Here is a 17,639-nt window from a genome sequence, read left to right on the forward strand (position 1 = left end):
ACGCGCGCAACATGCCGCCGCGCGTCAAGCGGTGGTGGCGCAAAACATCGCCAATGCCAATGTGCCGGGCTACCGCGCCAAGGATATCACCGATTTTTCCGAGACATGGCGTCGCCTCCAGTCTGGCGATGCGGGCGCGGAAGGCCGAAGCCTACCGTTGCGCATGATCGATGCGGGCACGCCTGCCGCGCCCAATGGCAACACCGTCTCGCTTGAACTCGAGATGTTGCGCGGGATCGAAGCGCAGCGCGCCCATTCTCGCGCGCTACAGGTCTACGGCTCGGCCATGTCGATCCTACGCACAAGCATCGGGCGTTAGGGGGGCGGATCATGACCGATTTCAGCTCAGCACTCGGCGTGGCGGCCTCGGGCATGCGCGCACAGGCCGACCGCATCCGCCATGTCTCAGAGAATATCGCCAATGCCGATACCCCCGGCTATCGGCGCAAGATCGTCAGCTTCGAGGCGATGCGCGGCACCGATGCGCCCACGGGTGCGATCGAGACGGGCAAGGTATCGCTCGACCAAAGGGCGCTGCCACAGATTTTCGACCCCGGTCACCCGATGGCCGATGAAAGCGGGAATTATGATGGGTCGAATGTCGAACTCATGGTCGAGATCGCCGACGCCCGCGAGGCGCAGCGCAGCTATGAGGCGAATCTGCGTGTCTTCGACCAGATCAGGCAGATGTCATCATCGCTGAACGACCTGTTGCGCCGCTAAGGGGAAATTGAGCCATGGATGTCAGAAATTCCCTTGCGCTACAGGCTTACGCCCAATCACGCCTTGCCGCACAACCACAACCCCAAGCCGCCGAGGGGGCGGGGGCGGCCTTTGCCCAAGCGGTCGAAAGCTTCCAAAACACGCTGTCCCAAAGCGAGGCACAGGCGCGTGCCGCGATGACCAGCGGGGCCGATCCGCATGCGCTGGTGACGGCACTGGCACAAACCGAATTGGCCGTGGAAACCGCCGTCACGGTGCGTGACCGCGTGGTCGAGGCCTATCAGGAAATTCTCAGGATGCCGGTGTGATGGACGAGTTGATCTTTTTCGACACGCTACGCGCGGGGTTATGGAACGCGGTCTTGATCTCGACCCCGATCCTGACGGCGGCGCTGATCTCAGGCGTGCTGGTGGGCCTGTTCCAGGCGCTCACCTCGATCCAAGAGATGACGCTGACCTTCGTCCCGAAACTGGCCGCGATCATCGCGGTGTTCTGGGTCTCGATGAGCTACATGACAGCGACCCTGACAGGCTATTTCGCCGACACGCTGATCCCCATCATCGAAGGCATGTGAGGGCCGATGGATAACGCGATCTACGCCAATATCACCCGCCAATCGGGCCTTCTGCGCGAAATGCAGGTGGTCGCCAACAACATCGCCAACATGGCGACCACGGGTTTTCGGGCCGAGGGGGTGATTTTCGCCGAACACGTCCGCGCGCTCGAGGGGCAGGGCGACAGCCTGTCGATGGCCACGGCATCGGGGCGGGTGATCTCGCCGCGCCAGGGTGCACTCGACCAGACCGGATCACCCTTCCACATCGCCATCGAGGGCGAGGGGTTTTTCCTCGTGCAAACCCCGCAGGGCGAAGCATTGACGCGCGCGGGCAATTTCTTGCGTTCGGGCGCAGGCGAGTTGGTGACGCCAGATGGGCACATGCTCCTCGATGGGGGCGGCGCGCCGGTCTTTGTGCCGCCCGATGCCCGTGCGGTCATGCTGGCCCAAGACGGCACGCTCAGCGCCGATGGGCAACCCTTGACCCAGATCGGCCTGTGGCGCCCTGTCGACCCGACCGAGATGTCACGCCAATCCGGCACGCTTTTCAGCGTCGACAGCGGGGTAGAGCCAAGCGAGGGGGCGGTGCTGATCCAAGGCGCGGTGGAAAAATCCAACGTCGACCCCATCACCCAGATCGCCCGGATGATCGAAGTGCAGCGCGCCTATGAGCTGGGCCAAAGCTTTTTCGACGGCGAAGATCAACGCATCCGCGATTTCCTGCGCACCGCCGGCGCCCGCCAGTAAGGAGACCCCGAAATGAGAGCTTTGGACATCGCCGCTACCGGCATGAGCGCGCAGCAAATGCGGGTCGAAGTCATCGCCAACAACCTCGCCAATATGAACACCACGGGCTACAGCGCGCGGCGCGCCGATTTCGCCGATCTGCACTACCAACAGATCGTGCGCGCCGGTGCGATCAACGCGGCCGATGGCACCGTGGTGCCGACGGGTGTGCAAATGGGCCTTGGTGTCCGGCCCGCCGCCGTTTCGGTGAACATGGCACAAGGCGCGCTTGGCCAAACGGGTGGCGTGCTGGACATCGCGATCGAAGGGCGTGGCTGGCTGGAGGTGACACTGCCCTCGGGTGCGGCCGCCTATACCCGCGACGGCGCGTTGCAACGCACAGGCGATGGGCTGATCGTGACCGCCGATGGCTACGAGGTGGCACCGGGCATCACCATTCCGGAAGACGCCCGCCAGATCACCATCAATGCCGATGGCGAGGTCTATGCATATTTCGCCGACCGGGTGGAGGGGGAGCTTTTGGGCCAACTCACGCTTGTGGGCTTTTCCAACGATCATGGGCTCGAGGCGATGGGCTCGAACCTGTTTCTGGAAACCGCCGCCTCGGGCAACCCGGTACAGGGCAATCCCGGCGAGGATGGGCTGGGCACGATCCGGCAGGGCTATCTCGAGGAAAGCTCGGTAGATGCCGTGCGCGAGATCACCGAGCTGATCGAGGCGCAGCGCGGCTATGAGTTGAACGCCAAGGTCATTTCAGCCGCCGATCAGATGCTCGGCGCGACGACACAGGTACGCTGATGCGCTGCCTTGCCTTGATCCTTGCCGCCGGCCTGATCTGGATCACCACACCCAAGCTGATGGCCGAAACGGTGATCGCGGCCGGCACGATCCGGGGTCAAAGCCTGATCATGGCATCCGATGTCGCGACCGCGCCCGGCATGACCCCCGGCGCACTCTCCGATCCTGCCGATGCCATCGGGATGGAGGCGGCGGTGAACCTTTACGCAGGGCGACCGATCCGCCCCGGCGATTTGCGCCCGCCTGCCATCATCGAGCGCAACGCCATCGTGACGATCCGCTACGACCATGGCGCGCTGACCATCGTGGCCGAGGGGCGCGCGATGGACCGCGCCGCCGCCGGCGAGGCCTTGCGCGTCATGAACCTCTCCTCGCGCAGCACCGTTATCGCCATTGCCGCTACCCCCGGCCTTGTCACCGTTGGACCATAACCCATGCCCATCAAGTACACGCCCATCTTGCTCATCAACTTGGCCCTTGCGCTGGCCGGCTGCGCGCGGCTGGCCGATATCGGCCAAGTGCCCGCCTTTCAATCGACCGCCAATGGCAATGAGGTCTTCGCGATGAGTAGCATACCGCTGGTGCCGCAGGCCGAGATTGCGCAGCGCCATGCCGGTGCCTCGCTCTGGCAGGCCGGACGACAATCGCTTTTGGGTGACCGGCGCGCCGGGCAACGCGGCGACATCCTGACCGTGGTGATCGAGATCGACGACAGCGCCGCGATCTCGAATGCGACCGACCGTGCGCGCAGCGGCTCGGAACAGATGTCTTTGCCGCAGTTCCTCGGCCTGCCCCAGCGGCTCGACCGCTTCGCGCTGGAAGAAGGCGCGACAATGGCCGAGGCGGTAGATAGCAGCGGATCAAGCACTTCCTCGGGGTCGGGGTCGGTGCGGCGCAACGAACAACTGACCCTGCGCGTGGCCGCGACCGTCACCGATGTGCTGCCCAATGGCAGCCTGCGCATCGAAGGCACACAAGAGGTGCGGGTGAATTTCGAGATCCGCGAATTGCTGGTCACGGGCTTCGTGCGGCCGGGCGATATCTCGCGCCAGAACGAGATCACCTATGACCGGATCGCGGGCGCGCGGATCTCTTATGGGGGGCGGGGCCAGATCAGCGATATGCAACAACCCCGCTACGGGCAGCAGATCGCCGATATCATCTTGCCATTCTGAGGAGAGATCATGATCCGGCTGCTCATTCCATTTATCTTGCTCTTGCTGGGTCTTGGCGGCGGTGTCGGTGCGGGTTTGTTTCTGACCGATCCGCCAGCGGCCGAAAACGCGCCAGAGACCGACACCGCGACCGAAGCCGAAAGCCTCCCCGACCCCGGCGATGATCCGAATGGGCCCAGCCCGTCTGGCCAAACAGAATTCGTGCGGCTGAACAACCAGTTCGTGGTGCCCATCGTGCGCAATGGCACGGTGCGCTCGCTGGTCGTGATGTCGCTGACGCTCGAGGTCGATCTGGGAAATAACCAAACCGTCTTCAATCAAGAGCCGCGGCTGCGTGATTCCTTTCTTCAGGTCATGTTCGCCCATGCCAATGCCGGTGGGTTCGATGGCAGCTTTACCCAAGCGGTCACCATGGCTCCGCTGCGCGCGGCATTGCGTGATGCCGCGCGCCAGGCATTGGGCGCGATCGCCCATGATGTGCTGATCGTCGATATCACCCGCCAAGACGCCTGAGCGCCGCGGTCTCAGCCCTTGCGCGCAGCGGCATCGGCAAGACGCGCCAAAACGCGTTCTCGCGCCAAGGCAGGCTGCGCCGCGGATTTGGCCTGATCGAGCGATGCATGCAGCCGGGCAAGCTCGGCCATGGCGGCGGCTTGTTGCTCGCGCAAATGTCCGGCCTGTCGGCACATTTGCCCCGCAAAGAAGGGATCGGCCCCATCAGGTGACAGCGCTGCGCGTCGTGCCGCACGGGCGGCGATCTTGCGCTGCTGCGCCTCGAGCCGCGCTTGGGCTATGGTTACAGGCAACAGCGCATGCGTCGACAACACGGCCGCGATCTCGACAAGGGCGGCCAGCTTCTTGGCCCGGCGCGTCATCTTTTGCGCGCCTTGGCCTTTTGCCGCATCAGATCGGCAAAGCGGATTGCAGCGGCGACGGCCTTGAATTGGTCAGGCTGGATCGGCGCGCCGATCTCGACCATCGCATGCAGGCTGCGCGCGGTGGGCGGGTCGGAAAACACCGGCACGCCTGCCTCGGCAGCCTTCTCGCGGATGCGCGCGGCCATTGCATCCACACCTTTTGCCACGCAGATCGGCACCCCCCGGCCCGCCCGATCCCAGCGCAGCGCAACCGCGTAGTGGGTCGGGTTCACGACCACCACATCGGCCTTGGGCACATCGGCGAGCATCTGGTTCATCGCGATGGCCTGTGCCCGGCTGCGGCGCTGGGTCTTGATATGTGGATCACCTTCGGAGGATTTCGTTTCATCCATCACCTCTTGGCGCGACATCCGGTTTTTTTGCTGATGCTGCACCCATTCCCAAAACCAATCGACCGCCCCGATGGCCAAGGCCAGAAGGGTGACAACCACCATGAACTCAAAAGTCAACCGGCCCAGCGCCAACAAGATCTGGCCCGGCGCGGCATAGAGCGAGGCCAAGATACGTTCGGCCCGCGCGATCAGGTAAAGCGCCAGCAGGATCGACACGAGCGCCAGCTTGACCGCCGATTTCGCGAATTGGAAAAGCCCCTGCGCACCGAATTTCTGTTTGGCGTTCTCCAACGGGGAAATGCGCGACATCTTGGGGGCAAGCTTGGATGGGCTGAAAAGTACGCCACGCTGCGCAAAGAGCACGACCAGCAAAAGCGCCGCCGGCACCGCCACGGCGGCACCGGTGATCAAGACCGGACTGCCGATCAAACCCGCGGCCAAGGCGATGCCGCCGGGTGCCAAGACCAGCGGCGCGACCTCATGGGCCTGGCCCAAAAGCACCTGTGTCAGACGGCCCAAGCCATCGGTGGCCCACGGCGCGACCATGGCCCCCGCGATCAGGAACCCCAGATAAGTGACAGCCGTGTTGAGGTCGGCCGAGCGCACGATCTCGCCACGTTTGCGGGCCTCTTCCAGCCGGTGCGGTGTCGGATCGTATGGTTTGTCGGCTGGGGCGTCATCCTCGGCCATCACGGCACCCCAAGCGGTGAAATGAGCGCGGCCTGAAATGCCGTGAACCAAACCGGCAAGATGAAGGGCGTCGTCACGAGCAACAAGAACAAGCCACCCCATGTGATCGCGGGCGCGCCGACGAAGGCGACCATCAGCTGCGGCATGGCCTTGTTGATGACCCCAAGCGCCACATTGTACAGCAGCGAGGCGATCAGGAATGGTGCAGCGAGCGACAAGGCAAGCCCGAAACTCGCCGCGACACGCGCCACACCCCAAGCCCCCAGATCACCGGCAAGCGGCATCTGCCCCACCGGCAACAGCGTGTAAGAGCGCAAGAATGCCGCGACCAGATGCAGGTGGAGCCCCGCGATGATGGCCAGGGTTACCCCCGACAACATCAGCAAGGCGCCCATCGCCGGTTGCGGGTCGGGCGATGCGCCGCCCATGATCTGCGAGAGCGATGTGGATTGAGCCGCGATGGTCCCCGCAATCTGCAAGGCATGCACCGTCAGGCGCAGGGCCAGCCCCAAGATCAAGCCCGCCACCGCCTCGGTCAGGAAAAAACGGATCGGCGGCAAGGCACCCGACATGGGCGGCAGATCGCCGACAATCGCGGGCGTGACCAAACAGGTCAGCGCCAAGGCCGCGCCAAGCTTGACCCGCATCGGGATCATCGCCTCACCCAGACCGGGCAATACCAGAAAACAGGCCCCGATCCGCAAGAACACCGCGATACCCGCGGCCAACCAAAGCTGGGTCAGCGCCATGATGTGATCGAGGCTGTCCAGCAAGACCACATTCATGGCGCGGCCAGACCGACAAGGGCGGGTTTTGCTTCCATGCCGATTTCTTCGAAGGACAGAACCGGGTTCATGATACCGCGCGCATTCAGCACGGTACGCAAGAAGCGCCGCCGAAGCGCCGTGGTCACGATACCCGCATAAGTGCCCTTTTCACTGGCAGCCGCGACCTTTTCGGCAACCGAACGGGCCAGCGCGTTGAATTCCTCGGGCGGCAGCGCGATATCGGGAATGCCGCCATCGCCGCCGATCTGATGGCGCAGGAAAATCTCTTCCCAATCGGCAGACAGCTGGATGAGCGGCAGGCTGCCATCGGCGCGTTTCAGCTCGGCGATCAGCTGAAAGCCCAGCCTTTGGCGCACATGTTCACAGATCACCTCAGGGGCCGCCTTGGCGCCACGCATCTCGGCGATCGCCTCGAGAATGAGGGGCAGGTTGCGGATCGACACCTGTTCTTCGAGCAAAAGCCGCAACACGCTATGCAGCAGATCAAGCGGTACCTTGTCTGGAACAAGCTCATCGAGCAGGCGGCGGTTTTGTTCGGCGCGGGCGGCATCCGACAAGGTGACAAAGGCATCAAGCTGACGCTGCAGGGTCTTGAAGGTCAGAAGGCGACCAAGATTGCGCTTGAGCACCTCGAGCAGATGGGTGGCCAGAACCTCGGACGGGGCAACGACCGTCAGCCCTTGCAGGCTTGCGCCTTCACGGTCGGCGGCGTCGATCCAACGGGCGGGCGCGCCATAGACCGGCTCTTTCACATCCTCGCCCTGTGGCAGCAGGTCGGGCTGTTCACCGGCAAGTGCCAAAAGCCGGCCGGGTTGCAGCGTTGCGCGCGCATGTTCCACCCCCAAAAGGCGGATGGCATAGCTACCTGCAGGCAGGTCGGGCCGGTCGGTCAATCGCATCTCGGGCAAGATCAGGCCGAAACCGCGCGCGACATGCTCGCGCATCGTCTTGATCCGCGCGTCAAGGCCGGTGGCCGGATCAAGCGCCAAGGCCACAAGATCAGGGGCGAACTCGACATGTATATCGTCAAGATCGAGCAGGTCACCGATCATTTCCGGCCTTGGGTCGGCATCTGGTTTGGGCGCGGCTGCCACCGTTTCATCGGCATTGATACTACGCTGTCTGCGCCAAGCGGCAAAGCCCAGCGCAGCCGCGCCCAGCACGAAGGGCAAGAAGGGCAAGCCCGGCATCAGCGCGAAGAGCGTCATCAATAGCGCCACGGTCACAAGAGCGGCGGGGTGGCGGCCAAGCTGCGCGGTCAGCGCCAGATCGGTAGCTCCGGTCGCACCGCCGCGCGCCAACAAAAGCGCCGAGGCGATGGCGATGATCACCGCGGGGATCTGATTCACCAACCCGTCACCAATGGTTAAGATCGTGTATGTCTCAAAGGCTTGCGCCATCGGCATGTCATGGATCGTCACCCCGACCACAAGCCCCACGACAAGGTTGAGCAGCGTGATCAAAAGCCCCGCGATGGCATCACCCTTGACGAATTTCGACGCCCCGTCGAGCGAGCCGAAGAAATTCGTCTCGGCCTGTTCACGTTCGCGGCGCGCCTTGGCCTCGGCATGATCGATGGCGCCTGCGGCCATGTCGCTGTCGATGGCAAGCTGTTTGCCCGGCATGCCGTCAAGCGCGAAACGCGCGCCCACCTCGGCCATGCGGGCAGCGCCCTTGTTGATTACGATGAAGTTGACGATCAAGAGGACGCAAAAGATCACCAGCCCCATTACGACCGAGCCGCCGATCACGAACATGGCGAAGCCCTCGATCACGCCGCCGGCCGCCGCGGTGCCGGTGTGGCCTTGCCCGATGATCAACTTGGTGGACGAGACAGTCAGCGACAGCCGGAGCATGAGCGAGGCCAGCAAGATCGTCGGAAAGGCCGAGAAATCCAAAGGCCGCTCGATGAAAAGCGTCACGGTGAAAATCAGGATCGCCAAGCCGAACGATGCCGCAAGCCCGATATCGAGGATGATGCTCGGCACCGGCAGGATCATCATGATGATCACCGCCATCAAGGCGAGCGCGAACAATATCGTCGGCTGGAAAACTGCACGTGCATGCAACATCAGCGTCGCTCCCAAAGCGGGCGCGCCGCGCCCCTGATCAAGCCACCGTTCCGCGCCGCGGCGAGTGCCGGGCGCGTCGCCATGGTCAAGGGCCGTGGACCCTGCCGCGCGATCGCAGGCGGCAGGGCGGCACGGATCTGGTGAAAACGGTCAAGATAGCGGCTGGCATGTTCGGGCGTGCGGGAATGAAAGACACCAGCCGCCACGACCCAATCGCCGAACTCATCATGCAGATCATGCAAAAACGCCGCCGCGTAGCGGGCGTTTTGCAGCGGATCAAGCATTTCGGACAGGCCGGGAAAGGCCGCGCCATGCCAGCGAAAGTTCAACTGGAAGCAGCCGATGTCGATATTGCGCATGCCATCCGCGACAGCTTGTGCCGCCGCGCCGAGCGCGGTCTGCGCATCGGGGTAGAATGCGCCGCGCCCCGCCATGTTCAATGTCCACGGCCATGGATCGGGGATGGCCTCCGACCCGCCGCGGCCGGTTTCGACGCGTGTCAGTGTCAGCAGCACATCGCGCGGCACGCCGGTCTCTCGCGCGGCCGTTATCGCTGCGGCATCGCATAATTCGGGCGCCGCGCGCGATGGCCCGACCGTCGACAAGGCGCAGATGCACGCAAGAGCGGTGGCCGCCCAGCTGCGAATGGCGCGGTAGCGGCGTGAACCATTCGTCATTCCACCCCCTCCGCTGCGATAGGTGAAGGTGCAGCGAGCAACGCACCCACTGCCGCGCGCAGGGCCCGACTATCAGCGAGTTGCGACGACAAACGCGGCAGATCGCTGGCCAGCAGAGCGGCATCCAACGGTGCGTTTTCGATTTGCCCGTTCAGCACACGCGCCGCCACCTCGCGATGCGGGGCTGCGGCTTCTTCCGCGATGCGCGACCAGTTCGCTTCCTGCCATGCCATCCGCAATGCATCGGCGGGCGCGGTATCGAGGGGATCGGCGGGCAAGATCAACATCCTTTGACCCGCATTCAACGCCTCGGCAGCGCCCGTCAGGCCAAGATCGCGCAAGTGGGCGATAGTCGCGACACGGGCGCGCCCGGCAGTTGACCCCTCGGCGTGCCAAACAGGGCCGAATGTGCGGGCCAAAAGGAACAGGGCGGGCGTATCACCGACGGCAAGCCGTGCGCCGAAAAGCGCGGTCAGCGTGGCATCACGGTCTTGCGACGCGACCTGAGGCGCGCCAAGAAGCACAAGCATCCGATCGAGATCACCTGTGGCGGCATGCGCCAGCACCAACTCATGCCAAAGCGGGATGGTAACCGGGCCGATCCCGCTCTCGCGGAGCATGGCTTCGGCTGCCGCGATGTGTTGCACGCTTTGCAGCATTCCCGCTTCACGATCGAAGGCCATCGCGTGCGCCAAGGCCGCGACACCCTCGCCACCCGCGTCGCGCAAAGCCATCGCCAATGCCTCGCGCGTTGCCTGCGGGTCGGCGTTCTGGATGCCAAGATCACGATCAAGGCGCAGCAAGGCGCCTGTGGATAATCGACCGCCACGCCACAACATATCGCGCAGGTTGCGCGCGGCGCTGTCGAAGCCGTCGCGATGCAGAGCGCGCGCGATGCGTGGCGCGATCTGGTCGCGTAGCGCATCGGGCAAACTTGCAGTGGCGCGTTGCAGCCTGCCTGCCTCTTCGCCGGTCAGGAGCGCGGGGTCGAAGGCACCGTCGAGATAGCGCCAAAGCAACTCTTCATCGCCACAGGCAAGCGCGTCGGGCATTGGCGGAAAATGCGGGCCGGGAAGGTCATCGACCAGCGCGGCCAAGGCGTGCAAGATCCGCGGCGGTGTATCGATCTGATCGAGCCAAAAAGCGGCCTCGGCCCCGAAGCCGAATGACAAATAGTGCCGCGCCAAGGCCAAGACGGCCGTGGGTTGCAACTGATCACGCTCGTCGAAAAGCGCGGCGCGCAACGGGCCCAGGCCAGTAAAGACCACCGCGCCCGCCGACCATTCCCGCATGTCGAGAGGCGCACCGGTGCAGCCGCTTCCATCGCCCGGTCCCGCGATGGAGATCGCCGTCGGCATAACACGATCAAAGGCGGTTTCGGCCCTGATGGGCGGGGTGGTCAATGGCGGGTCACCAAGGTTCTCGGCAATGGTGGAGGTTGGCACATCGATCGCGGCCCCGTCGCGCGTTTCGGCGATGGGATCGGCATCCGTCATCGGCCGCCCCTCACTTGCTTGCAGCAATCCCGCTGCCGCCGCGCGGGCCAATTGCGCGGCCATGAGGCGCCCGGCCTCCTGCAGGTCGATAGGCGCCTGTTCGGGGCGCGCGGCGACGTTGGGTACAAAGCCATCCATGTCCAAAGCAGACGACGGCAGCAAAAGACGCGCAGTATCCGGCAAGATGGTTTCGGGGGGTGACCCTGTCGCGGCGGGCCGGATATCGAGCAACAGATACCGTTGCTGATAGCGGCTTGCGTCGATCTCGCAATCGCAGGCCAGCGCCAACACCAGACCATCATCAATGGACAGATCGGCCAAGCGGCTACGTGGGATCAGGTCAAAGACACGCCCAATGGCAAATGCCGCCGCGGGCGGATCAAGGACAAGGCGATATTGCCGATCCCCCCCCTCGAGCTGCCAATTGCGTGTCGCCCCGATGTCCAGCACCAGACGGGTGAACCCCTGATGCTCGCCCGATTGCACCGCGATGGTCTGCGCCGCCACGGCACCGACGCCGAGCGATGTACAAAACAGCGCGAGCGACAAATGCCCCGCGGTGCGGCGCACCACTTGCAAAGCCTGCACCATCATGCCGCGACCGGGCTGCTCAGGGCGCGCAACGCCTCTTCCAGTTCGCCAAAGCTGGGCCGGTGATGCCCCGGCGCATTTTGCCGCCCGACCTCGATACATAAGGTGGTGGCGTGATTGTGCAGATTGGCGACCAGCACTTCGCGGATCATCAGGTAGAATTGATGTTCCTCCTCGATCACCGACTTGAGCTTGGCCGAGAAGGGGCCGACGAAACCATAGGCGAGAAAGACCCCCAGAAAAGTGCCGACCAAGGCGCCACCGATGAGGCCGCCCAAAACCTCGGGTGGTTGGTCGATCGAGGCCATGGTCTTGATCACGCCCAAAACGGCCGCCACGATCCCCAACGCCGGCAAGCCATCGGCGACCGTCTGCAAGGCGTGCGATGTGTGCAAGGCATGATGCAGATGGGCATCGAGCCGTTTATCGAGCACCTCTTCCACCTGATGGGGGTCGTCGTAGTTCATGGCCGCCGAGCGCAGCGTGTCACAGATCAATTCCACCGCCTCGTGATCGGCACGGATCTTGGGATAACGGCCGAAAATCTCGGACTCGGCGGGGTTTTCGATATGCTCTTCCAGCGCGACGGCGTTTTGTCGGCCAAGCCTGATCAATTCGAACATCAGACACAGCAGATCGCGGTAATCGCCATGCTTCCATGCCGCGCCCTTGAAGACCTTTTTCATGTCCTTGATCGTGTGCTTGACGGTTGCGATGTCGTTGGCGATCAAGAATGCACCGACCGCCGCACCGCCGATCATCGCCATTTCATAAGGCAAGGCCTTCAAGATGATGCCCATCTTGCCGCCCGCGGCAAGATAACCGCCGAACACCATGCCCAAAACGACGACGATACCGATGATGCCGATCATCTGCGGGATTCTCCTGCTGGGTTGGGGTCAAGCTCTCCGAAAAGGCTTAATATTTCGTCTCTGCGCGTGAGGGTCAGCGGTCTTGCATGCGCGGTGCGGCGGCATTGCGCGTGGCGATGACGACCGACACGGCATAAGCCTGCTCCGGGGTCAGCTCGGCCATCAGGCTGGCCGAGGCGGCCGGTGCCATCCGCGTCAGGAAACCGGCGGCAAAGCTGGCATCCATCTGGCCGAAGATCGCCGCAGCCTCGGCGGGAGACATGGTCTCGTAAACGGCGGTCAGCCGGTCGAGATCTGTTTCGACCGCACTGTCCGACAGCGCGATCCATGCCTCGAGGCGGGTCTCGGCCGCTTCCAGTTCAGCCAAGCGTTCTTCGACCAGCGCCTGCGCGCTCAAAACGGCCTGTTCGCGGTCGGCAAGCGCCACGGCCCGACGATCGAGGTCTTGGCGCAGCGCCTCGATCTCACGCAGTGCTTCGGCAAGTGTTTGTGTCATCATCGCCGGCGGCATATTTTCGGACGCTGGCCCCGCGCCTTCTTGCGCGAAGGCAAGATCGATGGTGCCCAGCCGCATCACGGCAGAGATGGCAAAAATCAGACCAAGGCCGGTCAACAGCCAACGCTGACGGCGGCGACGGCGAAGCGGGTCTTTTTCAACCATGTTCAAACCTGACCATGCCGCACGAACACCGGCTGCGCAGCTGCCGCACGGCGGCTGCCGAATATCGGCATGGTCGCCTCTTGCTGGGCCTGTACGGGTGATGGGGTCGCCGCGGCGGGGGCCACGACCATCGCAAGATCAGGTTCGGCATCCGCGCTGTCGAGCTGGCCGGAAACGCCCGGCTCCGGGATCGGCGATAACGCCTGATCATCGCGGGGCCGCGTGGTGGATGGCGTGCCCTGCACCATGATCGCCTGTTCGGCGAAATCGTGACAGGCGGCGATCATCAACTCCAACTCACCCGAAATATCGCGGGCCTGCCGGATCAAATCTTGTAGATGATTTCCGGCATCATCACTACCGCTGCGCGCTTCGCCCAAGGCGGATTTCATCTCGTCGACCTGCGCCGACAAGACCGCGATGGCGCCGCCGATGCCCTTGTCGAAACTCGTCAGGCGCGACAGGCGTCGCGACAGGATCAGACAATAGATCGCCGCACCGGTCGAGGCGGCGATCATCAACATATCCGCAGTAATCGAGAGGTAGGACATTCAGTTCACCACGAATTGCGTCACCAAAAGATCTTGAACCTTGCCCGGTCCCGTCACGATCTGGATGCGGCGCAGCATTTGCGCGCGCAGCCGTGCAAGGCTGGTCGGATCGCTGAGTTCGGTCATCGAGATCACCCGCAGATACCCGTTCAGCACATCCAGCACGCGCGGGCCAAGCTGAGTGACCTCCGCCAGATGGGCAGGGTCGACCTCCAACTCGGCGGTGAACATCAGATGGCGCGCCGCTTGTTCGGGGCCCAGCGAGATGACCAAGGTCTCCAACGGGACGAAGGCGACAGCGACCGGCGGCAATGACACCGGCGTGTCGGTGTCCGATTCGGCGCCTTGTTCGGCGGTCGCGATCTCGGGCGCGAAGGGGCCCATCGTCACGGCCCAATAACCACCGCCACCGCCAAGAACGGCAAGCACAACGCCGATCAACAGCGGCACGAGCAGGCCACGTTTTTTCTTTGGCGGGTCGATCTTTGTCTCTTCTTCGGGCATCGGCGCGAACCTCATCTCATGGGTCATGCTTAACCGTCCGGCACTAACCGAATCTTAATCGCCGGGCGGATAGGACCGAACCAACAGGCCAGAACGGCATTGAAGCGAGGATCGTGGTGGACGCGCTCATCGGGCATTGGAACGGATTGGATGGGCGCCGGCGCGGCGTTCTCGTGGGCGGGGCGCTGGCCTTGCTTTTCGTGCTTGTCCTTTTGGGGCGCAGCATGACGGCACCAAGCTATAGTCTGCTCTATGCAGGGCTTGATCCTGCGGCGGCGGGCGATGTGATCGCGGCGGTCGAGGCGCGCGGCATCGCCTACCGGGTGCAGGGCGACGCCATCCTTGTCGATCAACGCGCGCGCGATACGCTGCGCATGTCCCTTGCAGGCGAGGGGCTGCCGGCAAATGGCGCGGCGGGTTACGAATTGCTCGATTCGCTCTCGGGGTTCGGCACCACCTCGCAGATGTTCGATGCCGCCTACTGGCGCGCGCGCGAGGGGGAATTGGCCCGTACCATCGCAGCCAGCCCCCATATCAGGGCCGCGCGGGTGCATTTGGCCAACCCCGGAAGCGACCCTTTTCAACCCGCCCGTGAAGTGACGGCCTCGGTCGCGCTGCGCCCGGCGGCAACGGGGCTCGACCCCGGACATGCGCGGGCGCTGCGGTTTCTCGTGGCGTCCTCCGTGCCCGGCCTCTTACCCGAGAATGTCACCGTGGTGGATGCCGATAGCGGCCAGATCCTCGGCGGGCAAGAGATGATGACGCCCAGCGCCGATGCCGCTGGCCGGGCCGAGGATCTGCGCCGCAATGTCGAGCGGCTGTTGGCCGCGCGTGTGGGCCCCGGAAATGCCGTGGTGCAGGTGAATGTCGAACTCGACACAACGCGCGAAACGATCCGCGAACGCCTGATCGACCCCGATAGCCGGGTGGCGATCACGACCGAAAGCGACGAGATGACCAATAGCTCGCGCGATGCGGCAGGCGGGGGCGTGACCGTGGCATCGAACCTGCCCGAGGGGGATGCCACCGGCGATGGGGAAAGCTCGGCCCAGCAATCCGAAACGCGCGAGCGCACCACCTTCGATGTTTCCGAAACCCAGCGCGAGCTTGCGCGCGAGCCCGGTGATATCCGCCGCATCAGCGTCGCCGTGCTGATCAACGGTGTGCGCGTCGCGGGCGAGGATGGGATCGCGCGGATCGAACCCCGCCCCGACAATGAGATCGCAGCGCTCGAGGCGCTGGTGCGCTCCACCGTGGGCTATGATGCCGAACGCGGCGATACCGTGACGCTGCAATCGATGGCCTTCGATGAAAGCGTCATGGGCACCTTGGCAGAGCCGGGATTTGCCGATCGCTTGAGCCTCGATCTGGGCCGGGTCTTGCAGACATTGGTGCTGGCTGCGGCCGCGCTCTTCATCGCCTTTGGGTTGCTGCGCCCCTTGCTGCGGCGTGATCCAGTCGCACAGGGCGCGGATCGACCGGCGGAGATGGCCTTGCCCGGTGTCGCCGCAAGCAACCCAGCCGCACAAGCGGCCCTTGCCCTCGCCTCGCCCGCGCCGGGTGGCGGTGCAAACGCGGCCTTGCCGGACGGCACCAGCGAGATGGCCCAACAGGCCGCCGCCATGCCCGATCCCCTTTTGCCCGCGCTGACACAAGGCATGGGTGACGAGGGGGCGGCCGCAAATGATCCGGTCGAACGCCTGCGCCGCCTGATCGAAGAGCGCGAAGAGGAAACCGTCGAAATCCTGCGCGGTTGGATGGAACAAGACGAAGAGGCACGCCCATGATCCGGGCCTTGAACTTGGAAGATTTCGCCGCTGCCGCATCGACGGCCCAGCTACGACCTGCCGCGCAGACAGCACAAGACCCAGCCGCCCCCGAACCTGTCGATGACGCGATGGCCGCCTTCGACGAGGGGTATCGCAACGGCTGGGAGGATTGCGCCAAGGCCGAGGCGGAAAGCAATCACAGGATCGGCGCGGATCTGGCGGCCAATCTGCAAGATCTATCCCTCAGCTACGCCGAAGCACGCGCCGATGTGCTGGCCGCGCTCGGCCCGCTGTTCGAGGATATGGCCGCCCAGCTTTTGCCGACCTTGGCCGCCGAGGCCGTGGCCCCCGCCGTCATCGCCGAGTTGCGCACCGCCGCCGAAGCGGCAAGCGATGGTCGCGCCGTGCTTTTCGCCTCGCCCGGCGCGATGCCCGCATTGGCGCGGCTGATCGAGATGCAAGATGGGCTCGACATCGAACTGCGTGCCGAACCGGCCTTTGCCGAAGGGCAGGTCTCGCTGCGGTTCGGCACCGAGCGGCGCGATATCGACCTTAGCGATGCCGCGCAGCGTATGGCCGAGGCGATCCGTGCCTTCGTCGCGCAAGAGCGCATCCATGCCCGGCCCCAAACCGCCCAAAAAGGAGTTGCCTGATGTCAGACCCGAATTCGCTGTTGCGCGCCGCCGCCTTGCAGGCTGTTCCAATCGAGATCCGCGTCTCGGTCGGGCGCGCGCGCCCATTGCTGCGCGATATCATGGCGCTCACGCCCGAGGCGGTGTTGCCACTCGATAGCCGCATCGAAGACCCCGTCGCGCTTTACGTGGGCGACCGCATGATCGCCGAGGGTGAATTGGTGGAGTTGGAGGACGAACGCGCGGGCCAACTTGCCGTGCGCATCACCCGTTTGACCGAGGGTGGGCATGGCGCGGCTTGAGCGGATCGGAAGATGCGCACGGCTTGCCCTATGGGTGACGATGGCGTTTGCGTTGACGCTTGCCTTGGCGCAACCCGCCGATGCACAGGCCGTGACGCTGGATCTTGGCGACGAGACATCGCTGACCGCGCGGGCGCTGCAACTGATCGCCTTGATCACGGTGCTGAGCCTGGCGCCGGGCCTGGCGATCATGATCACTTGCTTTCCGTTCATCGTGACCGTCTTGTCGATCCTGCGCCAAGCCATCGGGCTCCAGCAATCGCCACCCAATATGCTGATCGTCAGCTTGGCTTTGTTCCTGACCTATTTCGTAATGGCCCCGGTTTTTCAGGCGGCCTACACCGTCGGCATCGCGCCGCTCATCGAAGGCCAACTGGCCCCGCAAGATGCGCTGGCTGCGGCCTATGGCCCGTTTCGCGGCTTCATGCTGAACCGTGTCGAGATCGAAACCCTGCAAAGCCTCGCACAGCTGCGCGGCCTAGAGGATATAACAGATCCAGACGCCTCGATCTTGATCCCCGCATTCATGCTCAGCGAGGTTGAACGCGCCTTTCAGATCGGGTTTTTGATCTTTCTGCCCTTCTTGATCATCGATCTGGTCGTGGCTGCGATCTTGATGTCGATGGGCATGATGATGGTGCCACCCGCGATCGTGTCGCTGCCGTTCAAGCTGGCCTTCTTCGTCGTCGCGGATGGTTGGGCGCTCATCACCGGCGCCTTGGTGCGCAGCTATTTCTAACCCATGCAAACAGTCAAAGGGACGTT

23 protein-coding genes are annotated in these 17,639 nt (G+C 64.0%); 13 read left to right on the forward strand and 10 right to left on the reverse strand.

The annotated features are described in order from the left end of the window. The 9 genes from ACTG4J_RS08825 to ACTG4J_RS08865 all read left to right on the forward strand — a co-directional run. Window positions 1-319, forward strand: a 319-nt coding sequence (locus ACTG4J_RS08825) for a flagellar basal body protein (RefSeq protein ID WP_439138795.1), incomplete at its 5' end; no start/stop codon positions are given. An 11-nt stretch (window positions 320-330) separates the two neighbouring features. Continuing rightward, window positions 331-723 carry a flagellar basal body rod protein FlgC gene (flgC, locus tag ACTG4J_RS08830; RefSeq protein WP_439138797.1) on the forward strand — a complete coding sequence of 131 codons (393 nt, stop codon included), beginning with the start codon at window positions 331-333 and terminating at the stop codon, window positions 721-723. Window positions 724-737: 14 nt separating this feature from the next. Next, entirely contained in the window at window positions 738-1,031 is a 294-nt protein-coding gene (fliE, locus tag ACTG4J_RS08835) for a flagellar hook-basal body complex protein FliE (protein WP_439138799.1), read from the forward strand. Next, window positions 1,031-1,297 (forward strand): flagellar biosynthetic protein FliQ, encoded by a 267-nt coding sequence (locus ACTG4J_RS08840; RefSeq protein WP_439138800.1) that lies wholly within the window; start codon window positions 1,031-1,033, stop codon window positions 1,295-1,297. The genes fliE and ACTG4J_RS08840 overlap by 1 nt, the downstream gene beginning before the upstream one ends. A 6-nt stretch (window positions 1,298-1,303) precedes the next feature. Beyond that, the gene (locus tag ACTG4J_RS08845; RefSeq protein ID WP_439138802.1) at window positions 1,304-2,026 is read left to right on the forward strand and encodes a flagellar hook-basal body complex protein; all 723 of its coding nucleotides are present in this window, start codon (window positions 1,304-1,306) and stop codon (window positions 2,024-2,026) included. A 12-nt stretch (window positions 2,027-2,038) separates the two neighbouring features. Then, on the forward strand, window positions 2,039-2,824 hold the full coding sequence (gene flgG / locus ACTG4J_RS08850; protein ID WP_439138804.1) for a flagellar basal-body rod protein FlgG: 786 nt from the start codon (window positions 2,039-2,041) through the stop codon (window positions 2,822-2,824). Further along, entirely contained in the window at window positions 2,824-3,255 is a 432-nt protein-coding gene (gene flgA, locus ACTG4J_RS08855) for a flagellar basal body P-ring formation chaperone FlgA (protein WP_439138805.1), read from the forward strand. The genes flgG and flgA overlap by 1 nt, the downstream gene beginning before the upstream one ends. Window positions 3,256-3,258: 3 nt before the next feature. Further along, a complete protein-coding gene (flgH, locus tag ACTG4J_RS08860; protein WP_439138807.1) occupies window positions 3,259-3,999 on the forward strand; it encodes a flagellar basal body L-ring protein FlgH in 741 nt (246 codons plus the stop codon). A gap of 9 nt (window positions 4,000-4,008) precedes the next feature. Next, the gene (locus ACTG4J_RS08865; protein WP_439138808.1) at window positions 4,009-4,512 is read left to right on the forward strand and encodes a flagellar basal body-associated FliL family protein; all 504 of its coding nucleotides are present in this window, start codon (window positions 4,009-4,011) and stop codon (window positions 4,510-4,512) included. An 11-nt stretch (window positions 4,513-4,523) separates the two neighbouring features. Here the strand turns inward: ACTG4J_RS08865 and ACTG4J_RS08870 are convergent, their stop codons facing one another. The 10 genes from ACTG4J_RS08870 to ACTG4J_RS08915 all read right to left on the reverse strand — a co-directional run bounded on the left by ACTG4J_RS08870 (window position 4,524) and on the right by ACTG4J_RS08915 (window position 14,198). Continuing rightward, window positions 4,524-4,874 carry a hypothetical protein gene (locus ACTG4J_RS08870; protein ID WP_439138810.1) on the reverse strand — a complete coding sequence of 117 codons (351 nt, stop codon included), beginning with the start codon at window positions 4,872-4,874 and terminating at the stop codon, window positions 4,524-4,526. Further along, a complete protein-coding gene (locus tag ACTG4J_RS08875; protein WP_439138812.1) occupies window positions 4,871-5,959 on the reverse strand; it encodes an EscU/YscU/HrcU family type III secretion system export apparatus switch protein in 1,089 nt (362 codons plus the stop codon). Before ACTG4J_RS08875 ends, ACTG4J_RS08870 begins: the two co-directional genes overlap by 4 nt. After that, window positions 5,959-6,744: a flagellar biosynthetic protein FliR gene (locus ACTG4J_RS08880; RefSeq protein ID WP_439138814.1), complete on the reverse strand. Its 786-nt coding sequence runs from the start codon at window positions 6,742-6,744 to the stop codon at window positions 5,959-5,961. The genes ACTG4J_RS08875 and ACTG4J_RS08880 overlap by 1 nt, the downstream gene beginning before the upstream one ends. Then, a complete protein-coding gene (gene flhA / locus ACTG4J_RS08885; RefSeq protein WP_439138816.1) occupies window positions 6,741-8,819 on the reverse strand; it encodes a flagellar biosynthesis protein FlhA in 2,079 nt (692 codons plus the stop codon). Before flhA ends, ACTG4J_RS08880 begins: the two co-directional genes overlap by 4 nt. Then, entirely contained in the window at window positions 8,819-9,496 is a 678-nt protein-coding gene (locus tag ACTG4J_RS08890) for a lytic transglycosylase domain-containing protein (RefSeq protein WP_439138817.1), read from the reverse strand. The genes flhA and ACTG4J_RS08890 overlap by 1 nt, the downstream gene beginning before the upstream one ends. Beyond that, window positions 9,493-11,580, reverse strand: a complete 2,088-nt coding sequence (locus ACTG4J_RS08895; protein ID WP_439138819.1) for a hypothetical protein — start codon at window positions 11,578-11,580, stop codon at window positions 9,493-9,495. The genes ACTG4J_RS08890 and ACTG4J_RS08895 overlap by 4 nt, the downstream gene beginning before the upstream one ends. Before the next feature lie 2 nt (window positions 11,581-11,582). Next, window positions 11,583-12,455 (reverse strand): flagellar motor stator protein MotA, encoded by an 873-nt coding sequence (gene motA, locus ACTG4J_RS08900; protein ID WP_439138820.1) that lies wholly within the window; start codon window positions 12,453-12,455, stop codon window positions 11,583-11,585. 73 nt (window positions 12,456-12,528) lie between these two features. Continuing rightward, a complete protein-coding gene (locus ACTG4J_RS08905; protein ID WP_439138822.1) occupies window positions 12,529-13,116 on the reverse strand; it encodes a MotE family protein in 588 nt (195 codons plus the stop codon). A gap of 2 nt (window positions 13,117-13,118) precedes the next feature. Continuing rightward, window positions 13,119-13,667, reverse strand: coding sequence for a DUF6468 domain-containing protein (locus ACTG4J_RS08910; protein WP_439138823.1), 549 nt, complete (start codon window positions 13,665-13,667; stop codon window positions 13,119-13,121). Beyond that, entirely contained in the window at window positions 13,668-14,198 is a 531-nt protein-coding gene (locus tag ACTG4J_RS08915) for a flagellar basal body-associated FliL family protein (RefSeq protein WP_439138825.1), read from the reverse strand. A gap of 89 nt (window positions 14,199-14,287) precedes the next feature. Here ACTG4J_RS08915 and fliF point away from each other — a divergent pair, with 89 nt between their 5' ends. Genes fliF through fliP form a run of 4 tightly spaced genes read left to right on the forward strand, consistent with a single transcriptional unit; the run spans window position 14,288 to window position 17,613 of the window. Then, complete coding sequence (fliF, locus tag ACTG4J_RS08920; protein WP_439138827.1) at window positions 14,288-15,958, forward strand: flagellar basal-body MS-ring/collar protein FliF; 1,671 nt, start codon at window positions 14,288-14,290, stop codon at window positions 15,956-15,958. Beyond that, on the forward strand, window positions 15,955-16,593 hold the full coding sequence (locus ACTG4J_RS08925; RefSeq protein ID WP_439138829.1) for a flagellar biosynthesis protein: 639 nt from the start codon (window positions 15,955-15,957) through the stop codon (window positions 16,591-16,593). The genes fliF and ACTG4J_RS08925 overlap by 4 nt, the downstream gene beginning before the upstream one ends. Next, entirely contained in the window at window positions 16,593-16,874 is a 282-nt protein-coding gene (locus tag ACTG4J_RS08930) for a FliM/FliN family flagellar motor switch protein (protein WP_439138831.1), read from the forward strand. Before ACTG4J_RS08925 ends, ACTG4J_RS08930 begins: the two co-directional genes overlap by 1 nt. Before the next feature lie 40 nt (window positions 16,875-16,914). Next, window positions 16,915-17,613, forward strand: coding sequence for a flagellar type III secretion system pore protein FliP (gene fliP, locus ACTG4J_RS08935; protein WP_439138832.1), 699 nt, complete (start codon window positions 16,915-16,917; stop codon window positions 17,611-17,613). The last annotated feature ends 26 nt before the right edge of the window (window positions 17,614-17,639 follow it).

Origin of the sequence: Roseicyclus sp. (genome assembly GCF_965662675.1) — a bacterium.
GTDB lineage: Bacteria > Pseudomonadota > Alphaproteobacteria > Rhodobacterales > Rhodobacteraceae > Roseicyclus.

Coding starts and splice junctions, on each gene's coding strand:
- flgC (WP_439138797.1), top strand. CDS start 331: ATGACCGATTTCAGCTCAGCACTCGGCGTGGCGGCCTCGGGCATGCGC.
- flhA (WP_439138816.1), bottom strand. CDS start 8,819: ATGTTGCATGCACGTGCAGTTTTCCAGCCGACGATATTGTTCGCGCTC.
- ACTG4J_RS08925 (WP_439138829.1), top strand. CDS start 15,955: ATGATCCGGGCCTTGAACTTGGAAGATTTCGCCGCTGCCGCATCGACG.
- ACTG4J_RS08845 (WP_439138802.1), top strand. CDS start 1,304: ATGGATAACGCGATCTACGCCAATATCACCCGCCAATCGGGCCTTCTG.
- ACTG4J_RS08905 (WP_439138822.1), bottom strand. CDS start 13,116: ATGGTTGAAAAAGACCCGCTTCGCCGTCGCCGCCGTCAGCGTTGGCTG.
- ACTG4J_RS08890 (WP_439138817.1), bottom strand. CDS start 9,496: ATGACGAATGGTTCACGCCGCTACCGCGCCATTCGCAGCTGGGCGGCC.
- fliE (WP_439138799.1), top strand. CDS start 738: ATGGATGTCAGAAATTCCCTTGCGCTACAGGCTTACGCCCAATCACGC.
- ACTG4J_RS08870 (WP_439138810.1), bottom strand. CDS start 4,874: ATGACGCGCCGGGCCAAGAAGCTGGCCGCCCTTGTCGAGATCGCGGCC.
- ACTG4J_RS08915 (WP_439138825.1), bottom strand. CDS start 14,198: ATGACCCATGAGATGAGGTTCGCGCCGATGCCCGAAGAAGAGACAAAG.
- ACTG4J_RS08930 (WP_439138831.1), top strand. CDS start 16,593: ATGTCAGACCCGAATTCGCTGTTGCGCGCCGCCGCCTTGCAGGCTGTT.
- flgA (WP_439138805.1), top strand. CDS start 2,824: ATGCGCTGCCTTGCCTTGATCCTTGCCGCCGGCCTGATCTGGATCACC.
- flgH (WP_439138807.1), top strand. CDS start 3,259: ATGCCCATCAAGTACACGCCCATCTTGCTCATCAACTTGGCCCTTGCG.
- ACTG4J_RS08875 (WP_439138812.1), bottom strand. CDS start 5,959: ATGGCCGAGGATGACGCCCCAGCCGACAAACCATACGATCCGACACCG.
- flgG (WP_439138804.1), top strand. CDS start 2,039: ATGAGAGCTTTGGACATCGCCGCTACCGGCATGAGCGCGCAGCAAATG.
- fliP (WP_439138832.1), top strand. CDS start 16,915: ATGGCGTTTGCGTTGACGCTTGCCTTGGCGCAACCCGCCGATGCACAG.
- ACTG4J_RS08880 (WP_439138814.1), bottom strand. CDS start 6,744: ATGAATGTGGTCTTGCTGGACAGCCTCGATCACATCATGGCGCTGACC.
- motA (WP_439138820.1), bottom strand. CDS start 12,455: ATGATCGGCATCATCGGTATCGTCGTCGTTTTGGGCATGGTGTTCGGC.
- ACTG4J_RS08840 (WP_439138800.1), top strand. CDS start 1,031: ATGGACGAGTTGATCTTTTTCGACACGCTACGCGCGGGGTTATGGAAC.
- ACTG4J_RS08865 (WP_439138808.1), top strand. CDS start 4,009: ATGATCCGGCTGCTCATTCCATTTATCTTGCTCTTGCTGGGTCTTGGC.
- ACTG4J_RS08910 (WP_439138823.1), bottom strand. CDS start 13,667: ATGTCCTACCTCTCGATTACTGCGGATATGTTGATGATCGCCGCCTCG.